17 protein-coding genes are annotated in these 19,419 nt (G+C 71.8%); 4 read left to right on the forward strand and 13 right to left on the reverse strand.

Going from position 1 to position 19,419, the window contains the following annotated elements:
* Positions 1 to 55: 55 nt before the first annotated feature.
* The 13 genes from puhE to bchF form a co-directional block, all read right to left on the reverse strand.
* A complete protein-coding gene (puhE, locus tag AC0IY1_RS02815) occupies positions 56 to 907 on the reverse strand; it encodes a putative photosynthetic complex assembly protein PuhE (RefSeq protein WP_471767576.1) in 852 nt (283 codons plus the stop codon).
* A 1-nt stretch (position 908) separates the two neighbouring features.
* Positions 909 to 1,988: a magnesium-protoporphyrin IX monomethyl ester (oxidative) cyclase gene (gene acsF, locus AC0IY1_RS02820; protein WP_471767940.1), complete on the reverse strand. Its 1,080-nt coding sequence runs from the start codon at positions 1,986 to 1,988 to the stop codon at positions 909 to 911.
* Between the two features lie 8 nt (positions 1,989 to 1,996).
* A complete protein-coding gene (locus tag AC0IY1_RS02825) occupies positions 1,997 to 2,299 on the reverse strand; it encodes a hypothetical protein (RefSeq protein WP_471767579.1) in 303 nt (100 codons plus the stop codon).
* Positions 2,296 to 2,772: a photosynthetic complex assembly protein PuhC gene (puhC, locus tag AC0IY1_RS02830; RefSeq protein ID WP_471767581.1), complete on the reverse strand. Its 477-nt coding sequence runs from the start codon at positions 2,770 to 2,772 to the stop codon at positions 2,296 to 2,298. The genes AC0IY1_RS02825 and puhC overlap by 4 nt, the downstream gene beginning before the upstream one ends.
* A gap of 4 nt (positions 2,773 to 2,776) precedes the next feature.
* On the reverse strand, positions 2,777 to 3,430 hold the full coding sequence (gene puhB, locus AC0IY1_RS02835) for a photosynthetic complex putative assembly protein PuhB (RefSeq protein ID WP_471767943.1): 654 nt from the start codon (positions 3,428 to 3,430) through the stop codon (positions 2,777 to 2,779).
* An 83-nt stretch (positions 3,431 to 3,513) separates the two neighbouring features.
* Complete coding sequence (gene puhA, locus AC0IY1_RS02840; RefSeq protein ID WP_055956067.1) at positions 3,514 to 4,290, reverse strand: photosynthetic reaction center subunit H; 777 nt, start codon at positions 4,288 to 4,290, stop codon at positions 3,514 to 3,516.
* Positions 4,291 to 4,302: 12 nt separating this feature from the next.
* A complete protein-coding gene (locus AC0IY1_RS02845; RefSeq protein ID WP_471767584.1) occupies positions 4,303 to 5,721 on the reverse strand; it encodes an MFS transporter in 1,419 nt (472 codons plus the stop codon).
* The gene (gene bchM, locus AC0IY1_RS02850) at positions 5,718 to 6,419 is read right to left on the reverse strand and encodes a magnesium protoporphyrin IX methyltransferase (RefSeq protein WP_471767587.1); all 702 of its coding nucleotides are present in this window, start codon (positions 6,417 to 6,419) and stop codon (positions 5,718 to 5,720) included. The genes AC0IY1_RS02845 and bchM overlap by 4 nt, the downstream gene beginning before the upstream one ends.
* Positions 6,420 to 6,433: 14 nt before the next feature.
* Positions 6,434 to 7,327, reverse strand: coding sequence for a ferredoxin:protochlorophyllide reductase (ATP-dependent) iron-sulfur ATP-binding protein (gene bchL / locus AC0IY1_RS02855; protein WP_471767589.1), 894 nt, complete (start codon positions 7,325 to 7,327; stop codon positions 6,434 to 6,436).
* Entirely contained in the window at positions 7,324 to 11,034 is a 3,711-nt protein-coding gene (locus AC0IY1_RS02860) for a magnesium chelatase subunit H (RefSeq protein WP_471767592.1), read from the reverse strand. Before AC0IY1_RS02860 ends, bchL begins: the two co-directional genes overlap by 4 nt.
* Positions 11,009 to 12,550: a ferredoxin:protochlorophyllide reductase (ATP-dependent) subunit B gene (bchB, locus tag AC0IY1_RS02865; protein WP_471767594.1), complete on the reverse strand. Its 1,542-nt coding sequence runs from the start codon at positions 12,548 to 12,550 to the stop codon at positions 11,009 to 11,011. Before bchB ends, AC0IY1_RS02860 begins: the two co-directional genes overlap by 26 nt.
* 4 nt (positions 12,551 to 12,554) lie before the next feature.
* Positions 12,555 to 13,847: a ferredoxin:protochlorophyllide reductase (ATP-dependent) subunit N gene (locus tag AC0IY1_RS02870; protein WP_471767596.1), complete on the reverse strand. Its 1,293-nt coding sequence runs from the start codon at positions 13,845 to 13,847 to the stop codon at positions 12,555 to 12,557.
* Entirely contained in the window at positions 13,844 to 14,347 is a 504-nt protein-coding gene (gene bchF, locus AC0IY1_RS02875) for a 2-vinyl bacteriochlorophyllide hydratase (RefSeq protein ID WP_471767599.1), read from the reverse strand. Before bchF ends, AC0IY1_RS02870 begins: the two co-directional genes overlap by 4 nt.
* A 309-nt stretch (positions 14,348 to 14,656) precedes the next feature.
* Here bchF and AC0IY1_RS02880 point away from each other — a divergent pair, with 309 nt between their 5' ends.
* The 4 genes from AC0IY1_RS02880 to AC0IY1_RS02895 all read left to right on the forward strand — a co-directional run bounded on the left by AC0IY1_RS02880 (position 14,657) and on the right by AC0IY1_RS02895 (position 19,416).
* Entirely contained in the window at positions 14,657 to 15,541 is an 885-nt protein-coding gene (locus AC0IY1_RS02880) for a cobalamin B12-binding domain-containing protein (protein ID WP_471767603.1), read from the forward strand.
* 69 nt (positions 15,542 to 15,610) lie between these two features.
* The gene (gene ppsR, locus AC0IY1_RS02885; RefSeq protein WP_471767605.1) at positions 15,611 to 17,056 is read left to right on the forward strand and encodes a transcriptional regulator PpsR; all 1,446 of its coding nucleotides are present in this window, start codon (positions 15,611 to 15,613) and stop codon (positions 17,054 to 17,056) included.
* A 132-nt stretch (positions 17,057 to 17,188) separates the two neighbouring features.
* Positions 17,189 to 18,073 carry a chlorophyll synthase ChlG gene (chlG, locus tag AC0IY1_RS02890; RefSeq protein ID WP_055956091.1) on the forward strand — a complete coding sequence of 295 codons (885 nt, stop codon included), beginning with the start codon at positions 17,189 to 17,191 and terminating at the stop codon, positions 18,071 to 18,073.
* On the forward strand, positions 18,073 to 19,416 hold the full coding sequence (locus tag AC0IY1_RS02895) for a BCD family MFS transporter (RefSeq protein WP_471767608.1): 1,344 nt from the start codon (positions 18,073 to 18,075) through the stop codon (positions 19,414 to 19,416). The genes chlG and AC0IY1_RS02895 overlap by 1 nt, the downstream gene beginning before the upstream one ends.
* Positions 19,417 to 19,419 lie beyond the last annotated feature (3 nt).

The raw sequence follows: 19,419 nt of genomic DNA on the forward strand, positions 1-19,419 counted from the left end.
TGCCGCCGCGGCGGCGTCGATCGCGCCGGTCCGCCGGAGCGGACCGGGAAACGGTTCAGCGTCCCTCGGCCTCGGCGAGGCAGGGCTCGCCGCCGCGGGCGCCCTCCCCGCGCGCGGCCGGGACCGGCGACGGCACCGGTCCGCGCCGGTCCAGCTTCGGCAGGCTCCATTGCCAGAGCGCGGCCGAGGGCAGCGGCAGCATCAGGAAGCCGTGCTCCAGGGTGGCGAGCGCCATCAGGGTCGCCAGGATGCTGAGTCCGGCGACCTCGTGGGCGCTGACGCCCTCGGCCAGGGCCGCCAGCACCAGGGCGGCGGTGGCGAGGCCGGCCGCCGTGACCGAGACCGGGAACAGCGGGTTCATGGCGCGCACCCGCAGGTAGCTGCCGAGATAGGCGAGGTGCTCGGGCAGGAACTCGGCGTTGAGGTTGCGCACCCCGAGGAACAGGTTCAGCCGGGCGGAGAGGTTCATTCCCCACAGGACGAGGTAGGTCCACAGGGCGAAGAGGTTCGGCTGGCGCCAAGTCAGGGCCAGGATCGCGAGGCCGCCGGCGACGATGGCCGCCTCGTGCCACAGGCTGGTGGCCGCCGCCGCCCGGAAGCGCCGGAAGCCCCGTGCGTCGGGCGGGCAGCCCTCCGCCCGGGGGCCGGAGACGAAGCCCATGTAGTAGCTCATCTCCTGCCAGCCCCAGACCACCAGGGCCGCCGTGAAGGCGACGTACGCGCTTCCCGCGCTGGCATCCCCGGCCGAGGCGCCGATGGCCCAGAGGGCCAGAGCGAGCACGCCGGTGCCCGCCGCCATGCTGACCCCGTGCGTCGCGCGCGGGCGGTGGTCGAGGAGCAGGATCAGGCCGGTGGAGAACCACCAGACCAGCACCGCATAGAGGGCGGGAAGCGCGTAGGCGGCCATCCTACCAGACCGGCTCGAGGCGGATCTCCGCCGGCATCGGGTTGTCGCGGGTCGGCAGGGCGTAGAGCCGGGCGAAGTTCAGCGCCGAGGCGGCGACCCACGCGCCCTGCTTGAGCCGGCCGAGCAGGCCGCCCTGCGCCTTGGCATCGGCGATGCCCACCGAGCAGGCGAGCAGCCGGTCGAGGGCCTGCTTGAAGCGCGGATCGTCGAGATCCAGCGTCAGCGGGAAGGTCTGCTTCGAAATCTCCGAGGTGATCCGGAAGACCTGGAAGTCGTAATCGGTCGGATCGACGCCGAGAGCCTCGTGGAAGGCCGGCCGGCAATGGTCGCGGACATACATCGTCGCGAAGACCGCCAGGAGGAAGAACTTGATCCAGTAGCGGTTGAGGCCCGAGGTCAGCTTCGGGTTGGCGCGCATGAGCAGGGCGAAGGCCTCGCCATGGCGGAACTCGTCGTTGCACCACTTCTCGAACCACTTGAAGATCGGGTGGAAGCGGCGCTCCGGCTTGCGCTCCAGCTCCCGGAAGATGGTGATGTAGCGGGCGTAGCCGATCTTCTCCGACAGGTAGGTGGCGTAGAAGATGAACTTCGGCCGGAAGAAGGTGTACTTCTTCGAACGCGTCAGGAAGCCCAGATCGACGCCGATGCCGAAATCCTTCAGCACGTCGTTGATGAAGCCGGCATGGCGCGCCTCGTCCCGGCTCATGAAGCCGAACAGCTCGCGGATGTCGGGGTTCTTCGCGCGCTTCCGCATCTCGGCGTAGAGCACGCAGCCCGAGAACTCGGCGGTGATCGACGACACCAGGAAGTCCATGAACTCCTTGCGCAGGGCCGGGTCGAGCCCGGACATGTCGCAGTCGAAATCCGCGTTGCGCGTGAAGTGGCGCTTGTTCGGATCGGCGCGCAGCTCCGCGATGAGCTTGGTCCACTCCGCCCGGACGGGCTCGACGTCGGTGCGGTCGAGCTCCTCGAAGTCGGTGGTGTAGAAGCGCGGGGACAGGAACGTCGTCTCCTGCGCGGCCTTGGTGGCCTCGCTGAGGGGCGGTTTCGGCGCGGGAGCCTTGAGAACGGACTGCTGGATGGCTGCGGTCACAGGCGCCTCCTCTCGGAAAAGCTGACTTCGTAGAGTTCGGTGAGTTCGAGGTGGCCCGCGAGCTTGGTCCAGAGCCGCTCGAGGCGGCCGGCGCGGGTCACGGTGGCGGTCCGGCGCACGACGAGGCGTTCGCCGTAGGGCACCGAGGTGGGTGCGTCGTGCACCTGCACGGCGTCGCCGGGCTCGATCTCGAAGCCGGCGTCGAGGACCACGTGGGCGTGCAGGCTCTCGGGGGTCTGCTCGATCTCGACGGTGCAGGGGACGTCGACGGTGCGGCGTCCGTTCAGCCAGGCCATCATCGTGCGGCTCCGTCTCGAGGCATCAGGCGGGCGAAGGCGGCGAAGTTCGAGGGCCCGAAGGCGCCGAAATCGACGCTGCGGCCGGTGAGCGCGTCTTCGAGCCGGAGCGAGCCGTCGTCGAAGCGCGTCAGGCGGAAGGGGACGTCGCGCGGCAGGCCGGCCCGGAGCCGCCCCTGCGCGAAGCCCCGCAGGGTGGCGCGGATGAAGTTGTCCTCACCGGGCCGGACGGTGGCGACGAGGTCGCCGTGCTCGGCCTCCCGCAGGGTGATCGCGCCGTCCGCCGCGTCGTCGACCCGGAGGGCGAGGCTCTGGACGGGGCGCGCCGGCGCCATCCGGGTCAGGCCGATGCTCTCGACCCGGCCGACCGTGACGGCCGCGACGACGAAGCCGAGGAGGAGGCCGACGCCGAGGACGAGGCCCCGCGAGGTGCGGCCGGCGGTGCGTGCGAGGGGATGCGGGTTCGCTGGAGTCATAGGATCAACTCGCGGTGGCGAGGCGTGGGACGGGGGCCGCGCGCGGCCTCAGGATGACCGGGCCGGCCGCCGCCTCCGGCGCCTCGCGATGGGCGGCCAGCGCGCGGGCCAGGATTGCGGCCACCTCGGCCCCCTGCGCCACGGTGCGGAGCATCGGCGCGGGCCGGTTCACCTGCCAGGGCCGGGCATGGGGCCAGAGGTGGAGGTAGGCGACCCGATTGCCCGGGCGCAGGCGCAGGGGCAGGTCGGCGCTGCCGTCGCGGTAGAGGTGGCAGCCCGCCTCCTCCACCAGGGCGAAGGGCAGGTTCAGGGTCATCGGCAGGGCGATGCCGATCCGCATCACCACCCGGCGGTTGGTGATGGTGTAGGTGGTGGTGCGGGCCGAGAGCCAGCCGAGGACACCCAGGAGCAGCACCGCGCCGGTGCCGATCGCCAGGGTCGGCAGGGCGAGGGAGGCGGCCTCCCGCCCTTGTCCGGCCAGGGCCGCCGGGAGCGCCGCCCAGAGGGCCAGCCCGGCGAACCAGAGGCCGACGAGGCGCAGATGCAGCGCCCGGAAGGCGATGCCGAAACCGCAGGGGCGGCCCTGCCAGAGGATGTGCTCGCCGGCCGGCAGCGGCGCCGGCAGGCCGGGCGGCGCATCGAAGGCGTTGGCGGGCAGGTGCGGCGCGGGCCGCGTCTTCGGATTGTGCGGCGTGGGCCGCGTCTTCGCATTGTGCGGCGTGGGCCGCAGGCTGGACCGGCTCACAGGATGGCCTCCTGCCGGGTGGGCGTCGCGTAGAGGGTGCCGCCGCCGTAGAACGCCATGATGCGCTCCTCCTCGTTGAGGGTGACCGAATCCGGGTCCTTCGTGGTCGGGACGTCGGCGAACTGGTGCGCCAGCAGGGCTTCGCAGGTCACGCGCTGCGAGAACCGGCCGGTCCGGCAGAAGGTGGCGGGCATCAGCACCCGTCGGCCGCCGGCGCCGAGCTCGACCTCGTAGTAGCGGACCATGGATTCCCCGCGATCGACCCAGAGATCGCTCACGGTTCCGGCCACCTGCCGGTCGGCCCCGAACACCGACATGCCGATGGGGTTCGGCCCGAGTTCGTGGACCATGAAGTGCTCGGCGACCCGCAGGGGCACGATGCGCTTCTCGCGATCCCAGGTCTCGTCGTGGCTGTCTTCGCGGTTGGCGTAGGAGCCGGGACCGATGGCGTCGTGCAGGCCGTCCGTATCGGGCTCGAGCGGCGCGCCCGGCCAGACCTCGTGCTTGTGGCCGCGATAGTTCCAGGGGGTGCGCTCGCCGGTCTGGGGCGCGTGCTTCACGTGGCCGTTGGAGAGGAGGAATTCCTTCGGCGAGGGGATCAGGAACGGGTCCGGCGGCATCGCCCGGCCGCGGGCGGCCTCGGATTCGAGCGGGTAGCCCTCGCGGCGATCTTCGCGGCGCAGGTAGAAGACGAGACCGGCGAAGAAGATCCAGAACGCGTAGAGGACCACCTGCGCGACGTCGACGTAGCCCGTGATTTCACCTCTCGGCATGGCCGGTCTCCTTCAGGCTGAGCGGGGCAGGGATCGGGGGAGAGGCGCGCGGCTCTCGGCGCGGACGAGCGGCCCGATGGCCAGCAGCGTCGCGAACAGCAGCGCGATCTCCAAGTGGTAGACGATCAGGTAGCCGGTAGAGGGCAGGTTCAGCGCCTCGCCGAGCCGGCCGGATTCGGCGAGATGCGCCCCGAGATCGCGCAGGATGCCGCTCGCCGCGATGGCGAGGCCGGCGGCACTCGCCTGGACCGCGCCCCAGGCCCCGAGGGCGAGACCCGTATCCTCGGGGCCGGCCTTGGCCATGGAGGCCGTCAGCGTCCCGTGGGCGAAGAGGCCGCCGCCGAGGCCGATCAGGGCGACGCCCACGGCGAACAGCCGGGCGGAATCCAGGGGGGCGGCGAAGACCACCGCCGAGAAGGCCGCGATGCCCACCCCCGCGCCGGAGGCCGCGACCCGGAAGGCGTCGCCGCCCCGGTCGAGCCAGCGGGCCGCGACGAGGAGGCCGAGGCCGCCGCCGGCGGCCAGCAGCGCGGTCAGCGCCGTGGTGGCGGCCACCGGCAGGTGCAGGATCTGCCCGCCATAGGGCTCGAGCAGGATGTCCTGCATCGAGAAGGCGGCGGTGCCGAGCCCGGTGGCGACGAGGCGGCGGCGCGCCCGGCCCTTGCCGGCATAGAGCGCCCAGGATTGCGCGAAGGCCGGGCGCGGCAGGTCGGGCGCCGTGCGGGCGGGCGACCGCGGCTCCTGCTTCCAGAGCGCGATGCCGTTGAGCACGACGGTGAGGAGGGCCGCCCCCTGGATCACCTTGATCAGGCGCAGGGCCGAGAAATCCGCCAGCAGCAGCCCGAAGGCGACGGCGCTGACCACCATGCCGGCCAGCAGCATGACGCAGAGGAGCGCCACCACGCGGGGCCGCGCATGGGCCGGGGCGAGATCGGTGGCCAGCGCCAGGCCCACGGTCTGGGTGGTGTGGAGGCCGGCGCCGACCATGACGAAGGCGAGCGCGGCGGCCCCGTGACCGGGCCAGGCCGGGCCGGTGGTGTCGCCCGACAGGATCAGCAGGGCGAAGGGCATGATGGCCAGCCCGCCGAACTGCAGCAGGGTGCCGAACCAGATGTAGGGCACCCGGCGCCAGCCCAGGACCGAGCGGTGGGTGTCCGAGCGGAAGCCGACGAGGGCGCGGAAGGGCGCGAAGATCAGCGGCAGGGACAGCATCACGGCGACGATCCAGGCCGGGACCGCCAGCTCGACGATCATCACCCGGTTGAGCGTGCCGATGAGCAGCACCGCGGCCATGCCGACCGTGACCTGGAACAGGGCGAGCCGCAGCAGGCGCCCCATCGGCAGTTCCGCCGTCGCCGCGTCGGCGAAGGGCAGGAAGCCGGGGCCGACGCGCTGGATCGCGCGGGCCATGGACGCGCCGAGGCGGGTCATGGTGCCCGCCGGAGTTCGAAGGCCTGGGACAGGTAGAACCCGCTGTTGACCCGGTGCGCGCGCGCGATCCGGACATCGGCCAGGGCCGGCTCGGCGGCCAGGCGGCGGCGCAGATCCGCCGCGCCGACGGGCACGATGGCGGGCGCCCGGTCGGCGCGCGGAAAGGCGCGGCCGGCCATGTGCATCAGGGTGAGGAGGGGCGTGCGCGGCGCCACGGTGAACAGGATTGCGGCCTCGGTCCGGGCCGCCAACGCCGCCAGCGCCTGCACGATGTCGGGCGTGGCGTAGTGGATCAGCGAATCCATCGCGACCACGACGTCGAACCGGCCCAGCGCCGGGTCGAGCATGTCGCCGACCCGGAAGTCGATCCGCCCCGGCCCCGACAGGGTGGTGCGCTCCCGCGCCAGGCCGATCAGCGTCGGCGAGACGTCGATGGCGACGACCTCGGCGCCCCGGCGGGCGGCTTCCAGGCTCAGGGCCCCGGTGCCGCAGCCGGCATCGAGCAGGCGCCGGCCGGTGAGGTCGGTGGGCAGCCAGGACAGGAGGTTGGCCCGCATGGCATCGCGCCCGGCCCGCACCGTGGCGCGGATCTTCGAGACCGGCGCGTCCGAGGTCAGCCGGGCCCAGGCCTCGACGGCGGTCCGGTCGAAGTAGGTGGTGAGCTGAGAGCGCCGGGCGGCGTAGCTGTGCGAGGTCATGGTGAGGCGCCCGCTCAATCGAAGCCGAGGAATTCGAACAGGTCGCGGTCCTTCATGGGGAGCGCGTTCAGCGGCTTGCCGCCGGCCCAGAGATGGGCGGCGAGGCGCATGTACTCGGTGGTGACGGCTTCGAGCTCCGGCGTCGGCTCCATCTCGAACAGGGTCGACTTCTTCAGGCGCGAGCGCCGGACCACGTCGAGGTCGGGGAAGTGGGCGATGCGCTCCAAGCCGGTCGCGGCGTTGAAGCGGTCGATCTCGTCGGTCTTGGCCGAGCGGTTGGCGATGACCCCGCCGAGCCGCACCGGATAGTTCTTGGCCTTGGCGTGGATCGCCGCGACGATCCGGTTCATGGCGAAGATCGAGTCGAAGTCGTTGGCGGTGACGATCAGCGCCTGGTCGGCATGCTGGAGCGGCGAGGCGAAGCCCCCGCAGACCACGTCGCCGAGCACGTCGAAGATCACCACGTCGGTGTCCTCGAGGAGGTGGTGCTCCTTCAGGAGCTTCACGGTCTGGCCGACGACGTAGCCGCCGCAGCCGGTGCCGGCGGGGGGTCCACCGGCCTCGACGCACATGACGCCGTTGTAGCCCTCGGCGACGAAGTCCTCGATGCGCAGCTCCTCGGCGTGGAACTGTACCGCCTCCAGGGCATCGATCACGGTGGGGGCCAGGCGCTTGGTCAGCGTGAAGGTCGAGTCGTGCTTGGGATCGCAGCCGATCTGCAGCACGCGCTTGCCGAGCTTGGAGAAGGCCACCGACAGGTTCGACGAGGTGGTCGACTTGCCGATGCCGCCCTTGCCGTAGACCGCGAACACCTTGGCGGTGCCGATCTTGAGGTTCGGATCGAGCTCGACCTGGACGCTGCCCTCGGGCTGGCGCGCCGTGACCGGATTACGGATGGCGATGTTCATGCGGCGACCCCTGCGGTGATGCCTTCGACGCGGTCCTCGAGTTCCTCCTCGGCGCGGTCGAGCGCGTCGCGCGTCTCCGCATCGGGGGTCCAGAAGCCGCGCTGGTGCGCCTCGATCAGCCGGTGAGCCACCTTGGCCGAAGCGGTCGGGTTGAGAGCCGCCATGCGCGCACGCATCGCGGGGTCGAGGACGTAGGTCTCGGTGATGCGCTGGTAGACCCAGGGGGCGACGCCGTTGGTGGTGGCCGACCAGCCCAGGGTGTTGGTGAGGTGCGCCTCGATCTGGCGCACGCCCTCGTAGCCGTGGCCGAGCATGCCCTCGGTCCATTTCGGGTTGAGCATCCGGGTGCGGGTCTCCAGGGAGACCTGCTCCGTCAGGGTCCGCACCACGCCCTCGCCGCGGGTCTGGTCGCTGATGAAGATCGGCACCGCCGCACCGCGGGCCTCGGCGACGGCGCGGCCCATGCCGCCGAGGCCGTCGAAGTAGTGGTCCACCGAGGTCACGCCGACCTCGACCGAGTCGAGGTTCTGGTAGGCGAGGTCGACGGTGGCGAGCACCGCCCCCATCAGGGCGCGCTGGGCGCTGGGAACGCCCGTGCGGCCGTACGCGAAGGATTTGCGCCGGGCGAAGGTCTCGGAGATCTCGTCCGCCTCCTCCCAGCGGCTGGATTCCACCAGCGCGTTGACGTTGGCGCCGTAGGTGCCCTCCGCGTTGGAGAAGACCCGGAGCGCCGCGGTCTCGAGGTCGATGCCGTGCGCGGCCTGGAGCGCCAGGGCATGCTTGCGCACGAAGTTCCGCTCCACCGGCTCGTCGGCCGTGGCGGCGAGGTAGGAGGCTTCCGCGAGGAGCCGGGTCTGCAGGGGCAGCAGATCGCGGAAGATCCCCGACAGGGTGACGACGACGTCGATCCGCGGCCGTCCGAGGGTGTCCAGGGGGATCAGAGTGGCGCCGCAGAGGCGGCCGTAGCCGTCGAAGCGGGGGGCCGCGCCGATCAGCGCCAGGGCCTGGGCGATGGGGCCGCCCTCGCTCTTCAGGTTGTCGGTGCCCCAGAGCACCAGGGCGATGCTCTCGGGCAGCGCCGCCCCTTCGTCGCGGAAGCGCGCCAGCAGGCGGGCCGCCTGGCGGGCCCCGTCGGCGAGGGCGAAGGCGGAGGGCAGACGGTAGGGATCGAAGCCGTGGAGGTTGCGCCCCGTGGGCAGGATGTCCGGGTTGCGCAGGAGATCGCCGCCGGCCACGGGGGCGATGAAGCGGCCGTCGAGGGCGGCGAGCAGGCCCCGGATCTCGTGATCCTGTGACAACAGGCAATCGGTCTCGCGCAAGGCCGCGAAGGCGGCGCGGTTCGCGTCGGTGAGGCCGAGGCCGCCCTGCGCCAGGGCGTCGTCGATCTCGCTCCCGGCGACGAGGGCCTGGAGCCCGGCGCGAGCCGGCACGAGGCCGTGGCTGGCTTCCGCGAGGGCGAGGAGGATGTCGGCCCGCTCCTCCGGCGGGGTGGCGGCGCCCGTGACGTGCAGGCCGTGCGGGATCAGGGTGTGCTCCAGTTCGTGGAGCGCCGCGCCGAGGCGATGGACATGGCCGGCGAGATCCGCGTCCCAGGCCGGCTCGGGGGCCACGAGGTCGAGGCCGGCGCCCTGGGCCTGGATCAGCTCGGCGAGGTCGCGGCGCTCGGCGACGGCGCCGGGCTCCAGGCCGCGCCAGCGCTCGATCGAGGCCTTGAGGTCGATGAGGCCGCGATAGAGTCCGGCCTGGGCCAGGCTCGGGGTCAGGTAGCTCACCAGGGTCGCGGCGGAGCGACGCTTGGCGAGCAGGCCCTCGGACGGATTGTTGGCGGCGTAGAGGTAGACGTGCGGCAGCGCGCCGATCAGGCGCTCCGGCCAGCAGGCGTCGGAGAGGCCGGTCTGCTTGCCGGGCATGAATTCGAGCGCCCCGTGGGTGCCGAAATGCAGCACGGCGTCGGCGCGGAAATCCTCGCGCAGGTAGCGGTAGAAGGCCGAGAACGCGTGGGTCGGGGCGAAGCCGCGCTCGAACAGCAGGCGCATCGGATCGCCCTCGTAGCCGAAGCCCGGCTGCACGCCGACGAAGACGTTGCCGAACCGTGCGCCGAGCACGAAGATCTGGGCGCCGTTGCTGTTCTGGCGCCCCGGAGCCGGGCCCCACTGGGCCTCGATCTCGGCGAGGTGCCGCTCGCGCCGGACGTGCTCGTCCGCGGGAATGCGGTGATGGACGTTGGCGGGCGTGCCGAACCGGGCGGCGTTGCCGGCGAGCACCGCCTCGCGCAGGGCATCGACGCTCTCGGGCACCTCGACCGCGTAACCCTCGGCCGCCATCGCCACGAGGGTGTTGTGGAGCGAGTGGTAGACCGACAGGAAGGCGGCGGTGCCGATGCTGCCGGCATTGGGCGGGAAGCCGAACAGCACCACCGCGACCCGGCGCTCGGCCCGCGCCTTGCGGCGCAGGGCCACCAGGCGCTCGATGCGGGCGGCGAGCATGTCGGCGCGCTCGGGGTGCACGACCATGTCGCGGGCGCTGGTGCCGAGGGAGCGGCTGGAGCGCCCGCCGAACACCATCGGGGCGGTGGCGCCGTCGAGCTCGGGGATCGCCACCATCATGGTGGCCTCCACCGGCGAGAGGCCCCGGTCGGACCCCTCCCACTGCTCCAGCGTCTGGAACTCCAGCGCGTGGGCCGCGAGGTAAGGTACGTCGAGTTCGCCGAGGAGCGCCTGGGCCCCGGCGGCATCGTTGTAGGCGGGGCCGCCCACCAGGGAGAAGCCGGTGAGCGAGACCAGGGCGTCGATGGTCGGGCGCCCGTCGCGGCGGAAGAAGGCGTCCACCGCCGGGCGGTTGTCGAGGCCGCTGGCGAAGGCCGGCACGACGGCGAGGCCCCGCGCCTCCAGGGCGGCGATGACGCCGTCGTAATGGGCGGTGTTTCCGGCCAGCACGTAGGAGCGCATGACGAGCAGGCCGACGCGGCCCTTCGCCGGGGCGGTGGGCGCCGGCACCTTCGCCAGGTCCTCGCCGATGCGGCCGGCCATGCGCGGGTGGTAGAGCCCGGTCTCGGGGTAGCTCAACGGTGCGGGCGCGGCCGCGATCCGGCGCCAGCCCTCGCGCGGACCGGCGGCGTAGCGGCCGACCAGGAAGCGCACGAGGTTGGCGATGTTCTCGTCCGAACCCGAGAGCCAGTATTGCAGGGTGAGGAAGTAGGCGCGCACGTCCTGGGCCGAGCCCGGGATGAAGCGCAGGATCTTGGGCAGCTTCCGGATCATCGCCATCTGGCGGGCGCCGTTGCCCTGAGCGCCGGGCTTGCCGCGCAGCTTCTTCAGGAAATCCAGGGCGCCGCGCTTGCTGCCGTCCATGTCGAAGCGATTGAGGCGGGTGGTCTTCACCACCTCGCTGGCCGAGAGGCAGCCGATCATCGCGTCGCACTGGGGCCGCCGCGCCAGCAGGGCCGGGAGGATGGCCCGGACGTGCTCGTCCATGAACAGCATGGTGGAGATGACGATGTCGCCCCGGGCGATGTCGGCCCGGCAGGCGTCCAGGGCGGCCGGGTCGGTGTCCCAGGCGGCCGCGGCGTGGAAGTCGAGGACGAGGCCGGGCAGGTCGCGCGCAAGGCGCTGGCGGGCGCGCTCCAGGGCGCTCGCCACGTGGTTGTCCATCGTCACGAGGACGACCCGGAGCGCCGGGCGCTCAGCGTCCGAAATGCGCTTTGGCATCGTACAGGGTCTCGACGGTGATGAGCGGCAGGGCGCGTTCCCGCGCGAAGCGCTCGGTGTTCGCGCGGGCTTTGCCCCGCACGAAGAACGGGATCTTCTTCAGTTCCTTCTCGGCCTCGGTCGCCCAGGTGACGCGGATCGGTTCGGCCTGCGCGGGCAGCGCCTCCGTGTGGGCTGCGGCCGGCGCGGTGCCGTGCCGGGGCAGGTGCGAGGGTGCGGCCGCCCCGTGGAACTCGGCATCCTCGCGGAACATGCCGAGCAGGTGCTCCTCCAGGCCCATCATCAGGGGATGGACCCAGGTGTCGAACAGGACGTTGGCGCCCTCGAACCCCATCTGCGGCGCGTGCCGCGCGGGAAAATCCTGGACGTGGATCGGGGCCGAGATCACCGCGCAGGGCAGTCCGAGGCGCTTGGCGATGTGGCGCTCCATCTGGGTGCCGAGCACGAGCTCGGGCCCCGCGGCCTGGATCGCCGCCTCGACGTCGAGATAGTCGTCGGTGATCGTGGCCTCGATGCCGTGCAGGGCCGCCTCGGCGCGGACCTCGCGGGCGAATTCGCGGGTGTAGGTGCCGAGACCCACCACCCGGAAGCCGAGCTCCGTGGCGGCGACCCGGGCGGCGGCCAGCGCGTGGGTGGCATCGCCGAAGATGAAGACCCGCTTGTCGGTGAGGTAGGTCGAATCGACCGAGCGCGTGTACCAGGGCAGGCGCGAGGGGGCGCCGGCGAGGACGGGAGCCGGGTCGACCCCGGCGGCGGCGGCCACCGCCTCGACGAAGCGGATGGTGGCCTGGACGCCGATCGGGACGATCTCGACCATCGGCTGACCGAAGGTTTTCTGCAGGTGCAGGCCGGCGGCGCGGGCGATCTCGGGATAGAGCACGACGTTGAAGTCGGCCTCGCCCAGGCGTCCGAGATCGGCCGGCGTGGCGCCGAGCGGGGCGACCACGTTCACGTCGATGCCCAGCGCCCCGAGGATCTTGGTGATCTCGACGAGGTCGTCGCGGTGGCGGAACCCCAGGGCCGTGGGGCCGAGGACGTTGCAGAGGGGGCGGCGCCCGGCGCGCGGCGCAGCGGTGCCGCCGGCCAGCGCCCGGACCAGGCGGTAGAAGGTCTCCGAGGCCCCCCAGTTCTCCTTCTTCTGGTAGGCCGGGAGCTCCAGGGGAATGACCGGGATCGGCAGGTCGAGGGCGCGGGCGAGGCCACCCGGATCGTCCTGGATCAGCTCGGCGGTGCAGGAGGCGCCGACGATCATCGCCTGCGGACGGAAGCGGGCGTAGGCGTGCGCCACGGCATCCTGGAAGATCGCGGCCGTGTCGGCGCCGAGGTCCCGGGCCTGGAACGTGGTGTAGGTCACCGGCGGGCGGGCGTCCCGCCGCTCGATCATGGTGAACAGCAGGTCCGCATAGGTGTCGCCCTGCGGCGCGTGCAGCACGTAGTGCAGGCCCCGCATGGCGGTGGCGATCCGCATGGCTCCGATATGCGGGGGGCCCTCGTAGGTCCAGAGCGTGAGCTGCATCGCCTCAGACCTCCAGCCGGGCGCGGCGCTTCAGCGGGCGCGCGAAGAGTTCGGCGAGGTCCCCGGCCTGGTCGTAGCCCTGGATCGGGGTGAACAGCAGCTCGATCGACCACTTGGTCGTCAGCCCCTCCGCCTCCAGCGGGTTGGCGAGGCCGAGACCGCAAACCGTGAGGTCGGGCTTTTCCGCGCGGCAGCGATCCATCTGGGCGTCGAGGTTCTGGCCCTCCACCACCCGGGTGCCAGCGGGCAAAAGCGCGAGTTCCGGGGCGAGGTGCTGGCGATGCAGGTAGGGCGTCCCGACCTCGATCAGCTCCGCCCCCATCTCGCGGGCGAGGAAGCGGGCGAGCGGCAGCTCGAGTTGGGAATCGGGAAAGAAGAACACCCGTCCGCCGGCCAAGCGCTCGCGGTAGAGGTCGAGGGCGATGGCGGCGCGGGCGCGACCCGGCGCGGTGACGCGGGCGAAGCGCTCGGGCGACACGTCGAAGGTCTCGGCGGCGGCGGCGAGCCAGCCCGTCGTGCCCTCGGCCCCGAGGGGGAACGGCGCCGCAATCCGCTTCGCACCCCGGGCCTCGAGGGCGCGGGCGGTGTCGGCGAGGAAGGGCTGGGCGAGGAGGAAGCGGGTGTTGGGTCCGACCGCCGGCAGCGCCCCGGCGCGCCGGGCCGGCAGGAAGGCCACCGCGGCGAGGCCGAGATCCGCGAACAGCCGGGCGAACTGGTCCTCGACCACATCGGCCAGGGCGCCGACCACCAGGAGCGCGGGCGCCTCGACCTCCGGCGCGCGGGGCATCTCGGGGACGAGGGCCGCCAGGCAGGCATCCTCGCCCTGCGTGAAGGTGGTCTCGATGCCGCTGCCCGAGTAGCTCAGCACCCGCACGTCGGGGTGGAAGGTGTGGGAGAGGCGCTGCGCCGCCCGCGACAGGTCGAGCTTGATCACCTCCGAGGGGCAGGAGCCGACGAGGAACAGCAGGCGGATGTCGGGGCGGCGCTCGATGAGGCGGCGGACCACCCGGTCGAGCTCCTCGTTCGCGTCGGCCAGACCCGCGAGGTCGCGCTCGTCGATGATGGCGGTGGCGAAGCGCGGCTCGGCGAAGATCATCACCCCGGCGGCGGACTGGATGAGGTGCGCGCAGGTGCGCGAGCCGACCACGAGGAAGAAGGCGTCCTGGATCTTGCGGTGCAGCCAGACGATGCCGGTGAGCCCGCAGAACACCGCGCGCTGGCCGCGCTCCTGGCGGATGTCGCAGCCCGTCTCGAGAACGGGGGCGGTGAGATCGGAAACCGGCGCGTGGGCGTTCATCGGGCGGCCTCCGCGACGAAGCCGGACGGCAGCACCTGGAGGCGGGCGGCCCGCAGCTTCAGCACGAACTGCGCCGCGTTGACGGCGTAGGAGGCGTAGGCGGCCAGGGCGAGGCCCATCAGGCCGGCGGTGTCGAGGACGCCCGCGGCCAGGGCCACGAGGTAGGCGGTGTGCAGGGCCAGCACGAGCATGCTGACCATGTCCTCCCAGTAGAAGGCCGGTGCGAACAGGTAGCGGCCGAAGACGGCCTTCTCCCAGATCGAGCCCGTGATCATGATCGCGTAGAGCAGCAGGGTCTTCAGCACCACGGACGCGTTGGCGACAGCTGCGTCCTCGCCTGTCCACAGGGTGCGGAGGACGAGGCCCAGGCTCACGGCGAACACGAGGAATTGAAGGGGGGCCAGAACACCCTGGACCAGGGTCCAGCGGGTGGCGTCGCGACGGGCGCGCTGATCGGCGTCGTAGAGCGGTCGTCTGGGCCTGTCCGCTCTCCGGATCATGCTGTCCGCCCCCTTGCGGAGACCCCTTGCGACCAGGTCGCCGGGCCTCGTTGAAGGGAGGTTAGGAAGGCGGCCCCGGAGTGTCAAGCCAGCTTTACGTCAAAAGCGAATGACAGATTGAATGCAAAATAGTTATAGAGTGAGTATTGATAAAGCGAGTTTCGGGCGTATCGTGCAGCCTCGTTGCAGGTGCCGGCCAAGCTGGCCCACCCCGGCACCGGGATATTGCGGTGCACGCTCAAAAGTCCCGGAATTCGACGCGCAAGATCGAACCGACACACAGGCCGTCAGACACATTGGGAGGGACCAATGGATGATGTGAGGCAGTTCGGTGATCGCTTGCGCTACGAACCATCCAGCCGGGATGTTGCAGACCTGTGCGAGTCGGAAATCAGTGCGCAGCTCGCGGTCTTCGGTCAGGCGATCCGCCTGCAGCGAGACTTGGCCCGCGTCGTCGAAGCCGAGATCATTCCCCGCCTGATGCTGGCGCACCGGATCGAACAGGTCACCGATCCGACGGACGTGCTGCCGAGCGAGGCGCAGATCGCGGCCTTCACGGCCCTCATGCTCGACGCGGCCGGCGACGACGTGGAGGGCCGGCTCGCCGAACTCCTGGCGAGTGGCCTCGGAACCGACAGCCTCCTCCTGGACCTCCTCGCCCCGACGGCCCGGCACCTCGGCATCCTGTGGGAGGAGGATCTCTGCGACTTCGTCGAAGTGACCCGCGCCATGGGACGGCTGCAGCGGATCATGCGCGAGATCACCGGCCGCTTTCGTAGCGAGCCCGCGGCGCCCCCCGTGAACCGGAAGATCCTGCTGCTGCCCTGTCCGGGAGATTCCCACAGGTTTGGCCTGACCCTGGTCGAGCAGTTCTTTCGGGAAGCCGGCTGGTCGGTGACCTCGACGGTCACGCAGCCGGAGATGGACAGCCTCCGCTGCGTCCGGGAGGAGTGGTTCGACGTCGTGGGCCTCTCCCTCGCCTGCGAGGCCCTGCTTCCCGCGATGACCGAGACCGTCGCGGCGCTGCGCCGGAATTCGCGGAACGATGCGCTGCGGGTCCTGGTTGGAGGTCCGGCCTTTGCCGCCAATCCCGACAGCTTCCGGCGCGTCGGGGCCGACGCGAGCGCCGGTGACGCCCGCATGGCCCTGTCCGTTGCCGAATGCTTGCTTGATCTGCCGGTCAGACCCTGCTGAAAGAAGTCCCGATCGACAAACACGCCCTCCCGATCCGACCTGCCCGACCCCATTCCGACCTGGTGATCCGTGACCAGCCTGGCGCTTCCTGCCGCGAGCGATGCGCTTGCGGCGCTTCAAAAGTCCCTCGGACCCCTCGACGCGCAGGCGGCGGGATTGCTGGTGGCTGCCGCGACGGACCTGTCGCTGGTCATCGACGGCGAAGGCGTCATCCGGGAAGCGACCTTCGGCAGCGCCGATCTCGCGGATGAGGGCTGCGACACCTGGCTGGGTCGTCCCTGGGTCGATACCGTGACGGTCGAGAGTCGCCCGAAGATCGCCGCGCTCCTCAAGGACGCCGCGCCCGGCGCCGTCACGCGCTGGCGCCAGGTGAACCACGTCTCGCCCACCGGCACGGACCTGCCCGTGCGCTACGCCGCCATGCGGCTGGCCAAGGACGGCCAGATCCTCGTCCTCGGGCGAAACCTGCGCGCCATGGCCTCGCTGCAGCGGACGCTCGCCGAGACGCAGCAGGCCCTGGAACGCGACTACCTGCGCATGCGCGGCGCCGAGACCCGGTACCGCCTGCTGTTCCAGCTCGGCTCCGAGCCCGTCCTGGTGGTCGATGCCGCGACCCGACGGGTGACCGAGGTGAACCCCGCCGCCTCCCGGCTGATCGGCCGGGCCGAGAAGCGTATCGTCGGCCAGGACGCGGTCGACCTGTTCGACGGCGCCTGTGCCCGCGACCTCGAATCACTCTTCGCCGGCCTCCGGATGACCGGACAGGCGGCCGACCTGGAGGCCCGGCTCGGGCATGGCCGCGGTGCCGTGCGGGTCGCCGCCTCGCTGTTCCGCCAGGAGAACGCCACCAGCATCCTGCTGCGGCTGGCTTCCCCCGAGCCCGTTGAGACGGGCGCGGCCCGGACCGGTGCCGGCGCCCTCGACGTCGTGAGGAATATGCCCGAGGGCTTCGTGGTCACCGACCCGGCCCGGCGGGTGCTGACGGCGAATCCCGCCTTCCTGGACCTCGTCCAGCTCGCCACGGAGGAGCAGGTTCGCGGACAGCCCCTCGACAACTGGATCGGGCGGGAGGAATCCGAGGCCGCGGCCCTGTTCGCGACGCTGGCGCAGCACGGCTCCGTCCGCCACTTCCCGACGCAGATCCGCGGCGCCTACGGCAGCGTCGAGGACGTGGAGGTCGCCGCCGTCTCGGTCGCCGGGGGCAGCCAGCCCTGCATCGGCTTCACCCTCCGCGCGACGCCCCGGCGCGCGGCGGCGGTCGCGGGCGGGCGCGAGCTGCCCCGCTCCGTCGAGCAGATGACGGAGCTCGTCGGGCGTGTCTCGATGAAGAACCTGGTGCGCGAATCGACCGATCTCATCGAGCGGCTGTGCATCGAGGCCGCCCTGCGCATCACCCGCGACAACCGGGCCTCCGCCGCCGAGATGCTGGGCCTCAGTCGCCAGGGCCTCTACGCCAAGATGCACCGTTACGGCATCGGCGATCTCGAAGGCCGCGACGCCCCCGACGAAGCCTGACGCCCCTTCGGATTTACGCCCAGGCACCGGTGCTTTCGGGCGGTCCGAGACCACGTCGTACCGGCCCAAACTCACGACAATGTTGTAAATCAAACTTGACACTCGTGGGCGTTAAAATCTAGCGTCATCCCCATGGCAACGCCGGCACCCAGCGCCCTCATCGAGCTCCTGAAGCCGATCACATGGTTCGCGCCAATGTGGGCCTTCACCTGCGGCGTGGTCTCCTCCGGCGCCTCGCCCACCGGGCAATGGCCGGTGATCGCCGCGGGCGTGATCCTGGCGGGTCCCCTGGTCTGCGCCACCTCGCAGGCGGTGAACGACTGGTACGATCGCCACGTCGACGCCATCAACGAGCCGCACCGGCCGATCCCCTCGGGCCGGATGCCCGGGCGCTGGGGCCTCTACGTCGCCGCCGGCTGGACCGTGCTGTCGCTCCTCGTCGCCGCCGCCCTCGGCCCCTGGATTCTCGGCGCCGCCCTGTTCGGCCTGGTCCTGGCCTGGATCTACAGCGCCCCGCCCCTGCGCCTGAAGCGCAACGGATGGTGGGGCAATTCGGCGGTGGCGATCTGCTACGAAGGGCTGCCCTGGTTCACCGGCGCGGCGGTGATGGCGGCGGCCGTACCGGACGGGCGCGTGCTGCTGGTCGCCCTGCTGTATTCCATCGGCGCGCACGGCATCATGACCCTGAACGACTTCAAGTCGGTGGAGGGCGACGGCCGCACCGGGATCCGGTCCCTGCCCGTGCAGCTCGGAACCCTCGGGGCCGCCCGCCTCGCCTGCCTCGTCATGGCCGTCCCCCAGGTGGCCGTCATCCTCGGCCTGTTCGCCTGGAACCGGCCCTGGCACGGAACGGTCATCGGCGTCCTGCTGCTCGGTCAGTTCGTCCTGATGCGCCGGCTCCTGGCCGCGCCCCGCGAGCGGGCGGCCTGGTACAACGGCACCGGCACCACCCTCTACGTGCTCGGCATGCTGGTGGCCGCCTTCGCCCTGCGGCCCCTGGTCCAGGGAGGTCCGTGATGGCGAACCCGACCTTCGGCTGGCGCGCCATCGTCCGGCTCGGCCTCGTGCAGACCGCCCTCGGCGCCGTCGTGGTGCTGATGACCTCGACCATCAACCGCGTGATGGTGGTGGAGCTCGCCCTCCCGGCGATCGTGCCCGGCGGACTCATCGCCCTGCACTACGCCGTTCAGGTCCTGCGCCCGCGCTGGGGCTACGGCTCGGATCGCACCGGCCGGCGCACGCCCTGGATCATCGGCGGCATGGCGGCCCTGGCCCTGGGCGGATTCGGCGCGGCCGTGGCCACCGCCCTCGCCGAGACGCACCAGGCCGCCGGCCTCGCGCTGGCGGTGGTCTCGTTCCTCACGGTCGGCATGGGCGCGGGGGCCGCCGGAACCTCGCTCCTCGTGCTCCTTGCCACCGGCGTGGACGCCCGCCGCCGCGGCGCCGCCGCCACGGTGGTCTGGGTCATGATGATCGCGGGCTTCGCCATCACCGCGCCGCTGGCCGGGCACTTCCTCGATCCCTTCTCGGGCGCACGGTTGATCGCCGTCTCCGGCACGGTCTCGCTCGTCGCTTTCACGATGGCGTTCCTGGCTCTGCGCGGTGTCGAGCCGGCGGCCGGGCCGTCCGCCGGCGCCGAGGCGGCGGAGAAGCGTCCGTTCCGCGTGGTGCTGGCGCGGGTCTGGGCCGAGCCGGAATCCCGGCGCTTCACGGTCTTCATCTTCATGGCGATGCTGGCCTACAGCGCGCAGGAACTCATCCTCGAACCCTTCGCCGGCCTCGTCTTCGCGATGACGCCCGGGGGGACCACCAAGCTCGCGGGCCTGCAGCACGGCGGCGTCCTCGCCGGCATGCTGACCGTGGCCGGCCTCACCATGGGCATCGGCGGCCCGGTGCTGGGCTCCCTGAAAGTCTGGACCACGCTGGGCTGCCTCGGCTCGGCCCTGGCCCTCCTCGCCATCGCGGCCGCTGGCCTCGCGGGCGCCGACTTCCCCCTGCGGGTGCCGGTCTTCGCCCTCGGCCTGTTCAACGGCATCTTCGCGGTGGCGGCGATCGGTTCGATGATGGCGCTGGCCGGGGCCGGCGGCGAGGCCGAACGGGGCACGCGGATGGGCGTCTGGGGCGCGGCTCAGGGCCTGGCCTTCGGAGCCGGCGGCTTCCTCGGCACCGTCGCGGTGGACCTGGCCCGCCTGGTCACGCCGCGGGTGGTCGACGCCTATGCCGGCGTCTTCGCCGCCGAGGCGCTGCTCTTCGTCCTCGCCGCCGCCCTTGCGCTGCGCATCGCGCACGCGCCAGCGACCCCCGTGCCGCGGGGCCTGCGTCGTCGAACACCGTTCGAGGCAACGCTTTCCACGAGGTGAGAT

Source organism: Methylobacterium sp. AC690 (genome assembly GCF_979256535.1).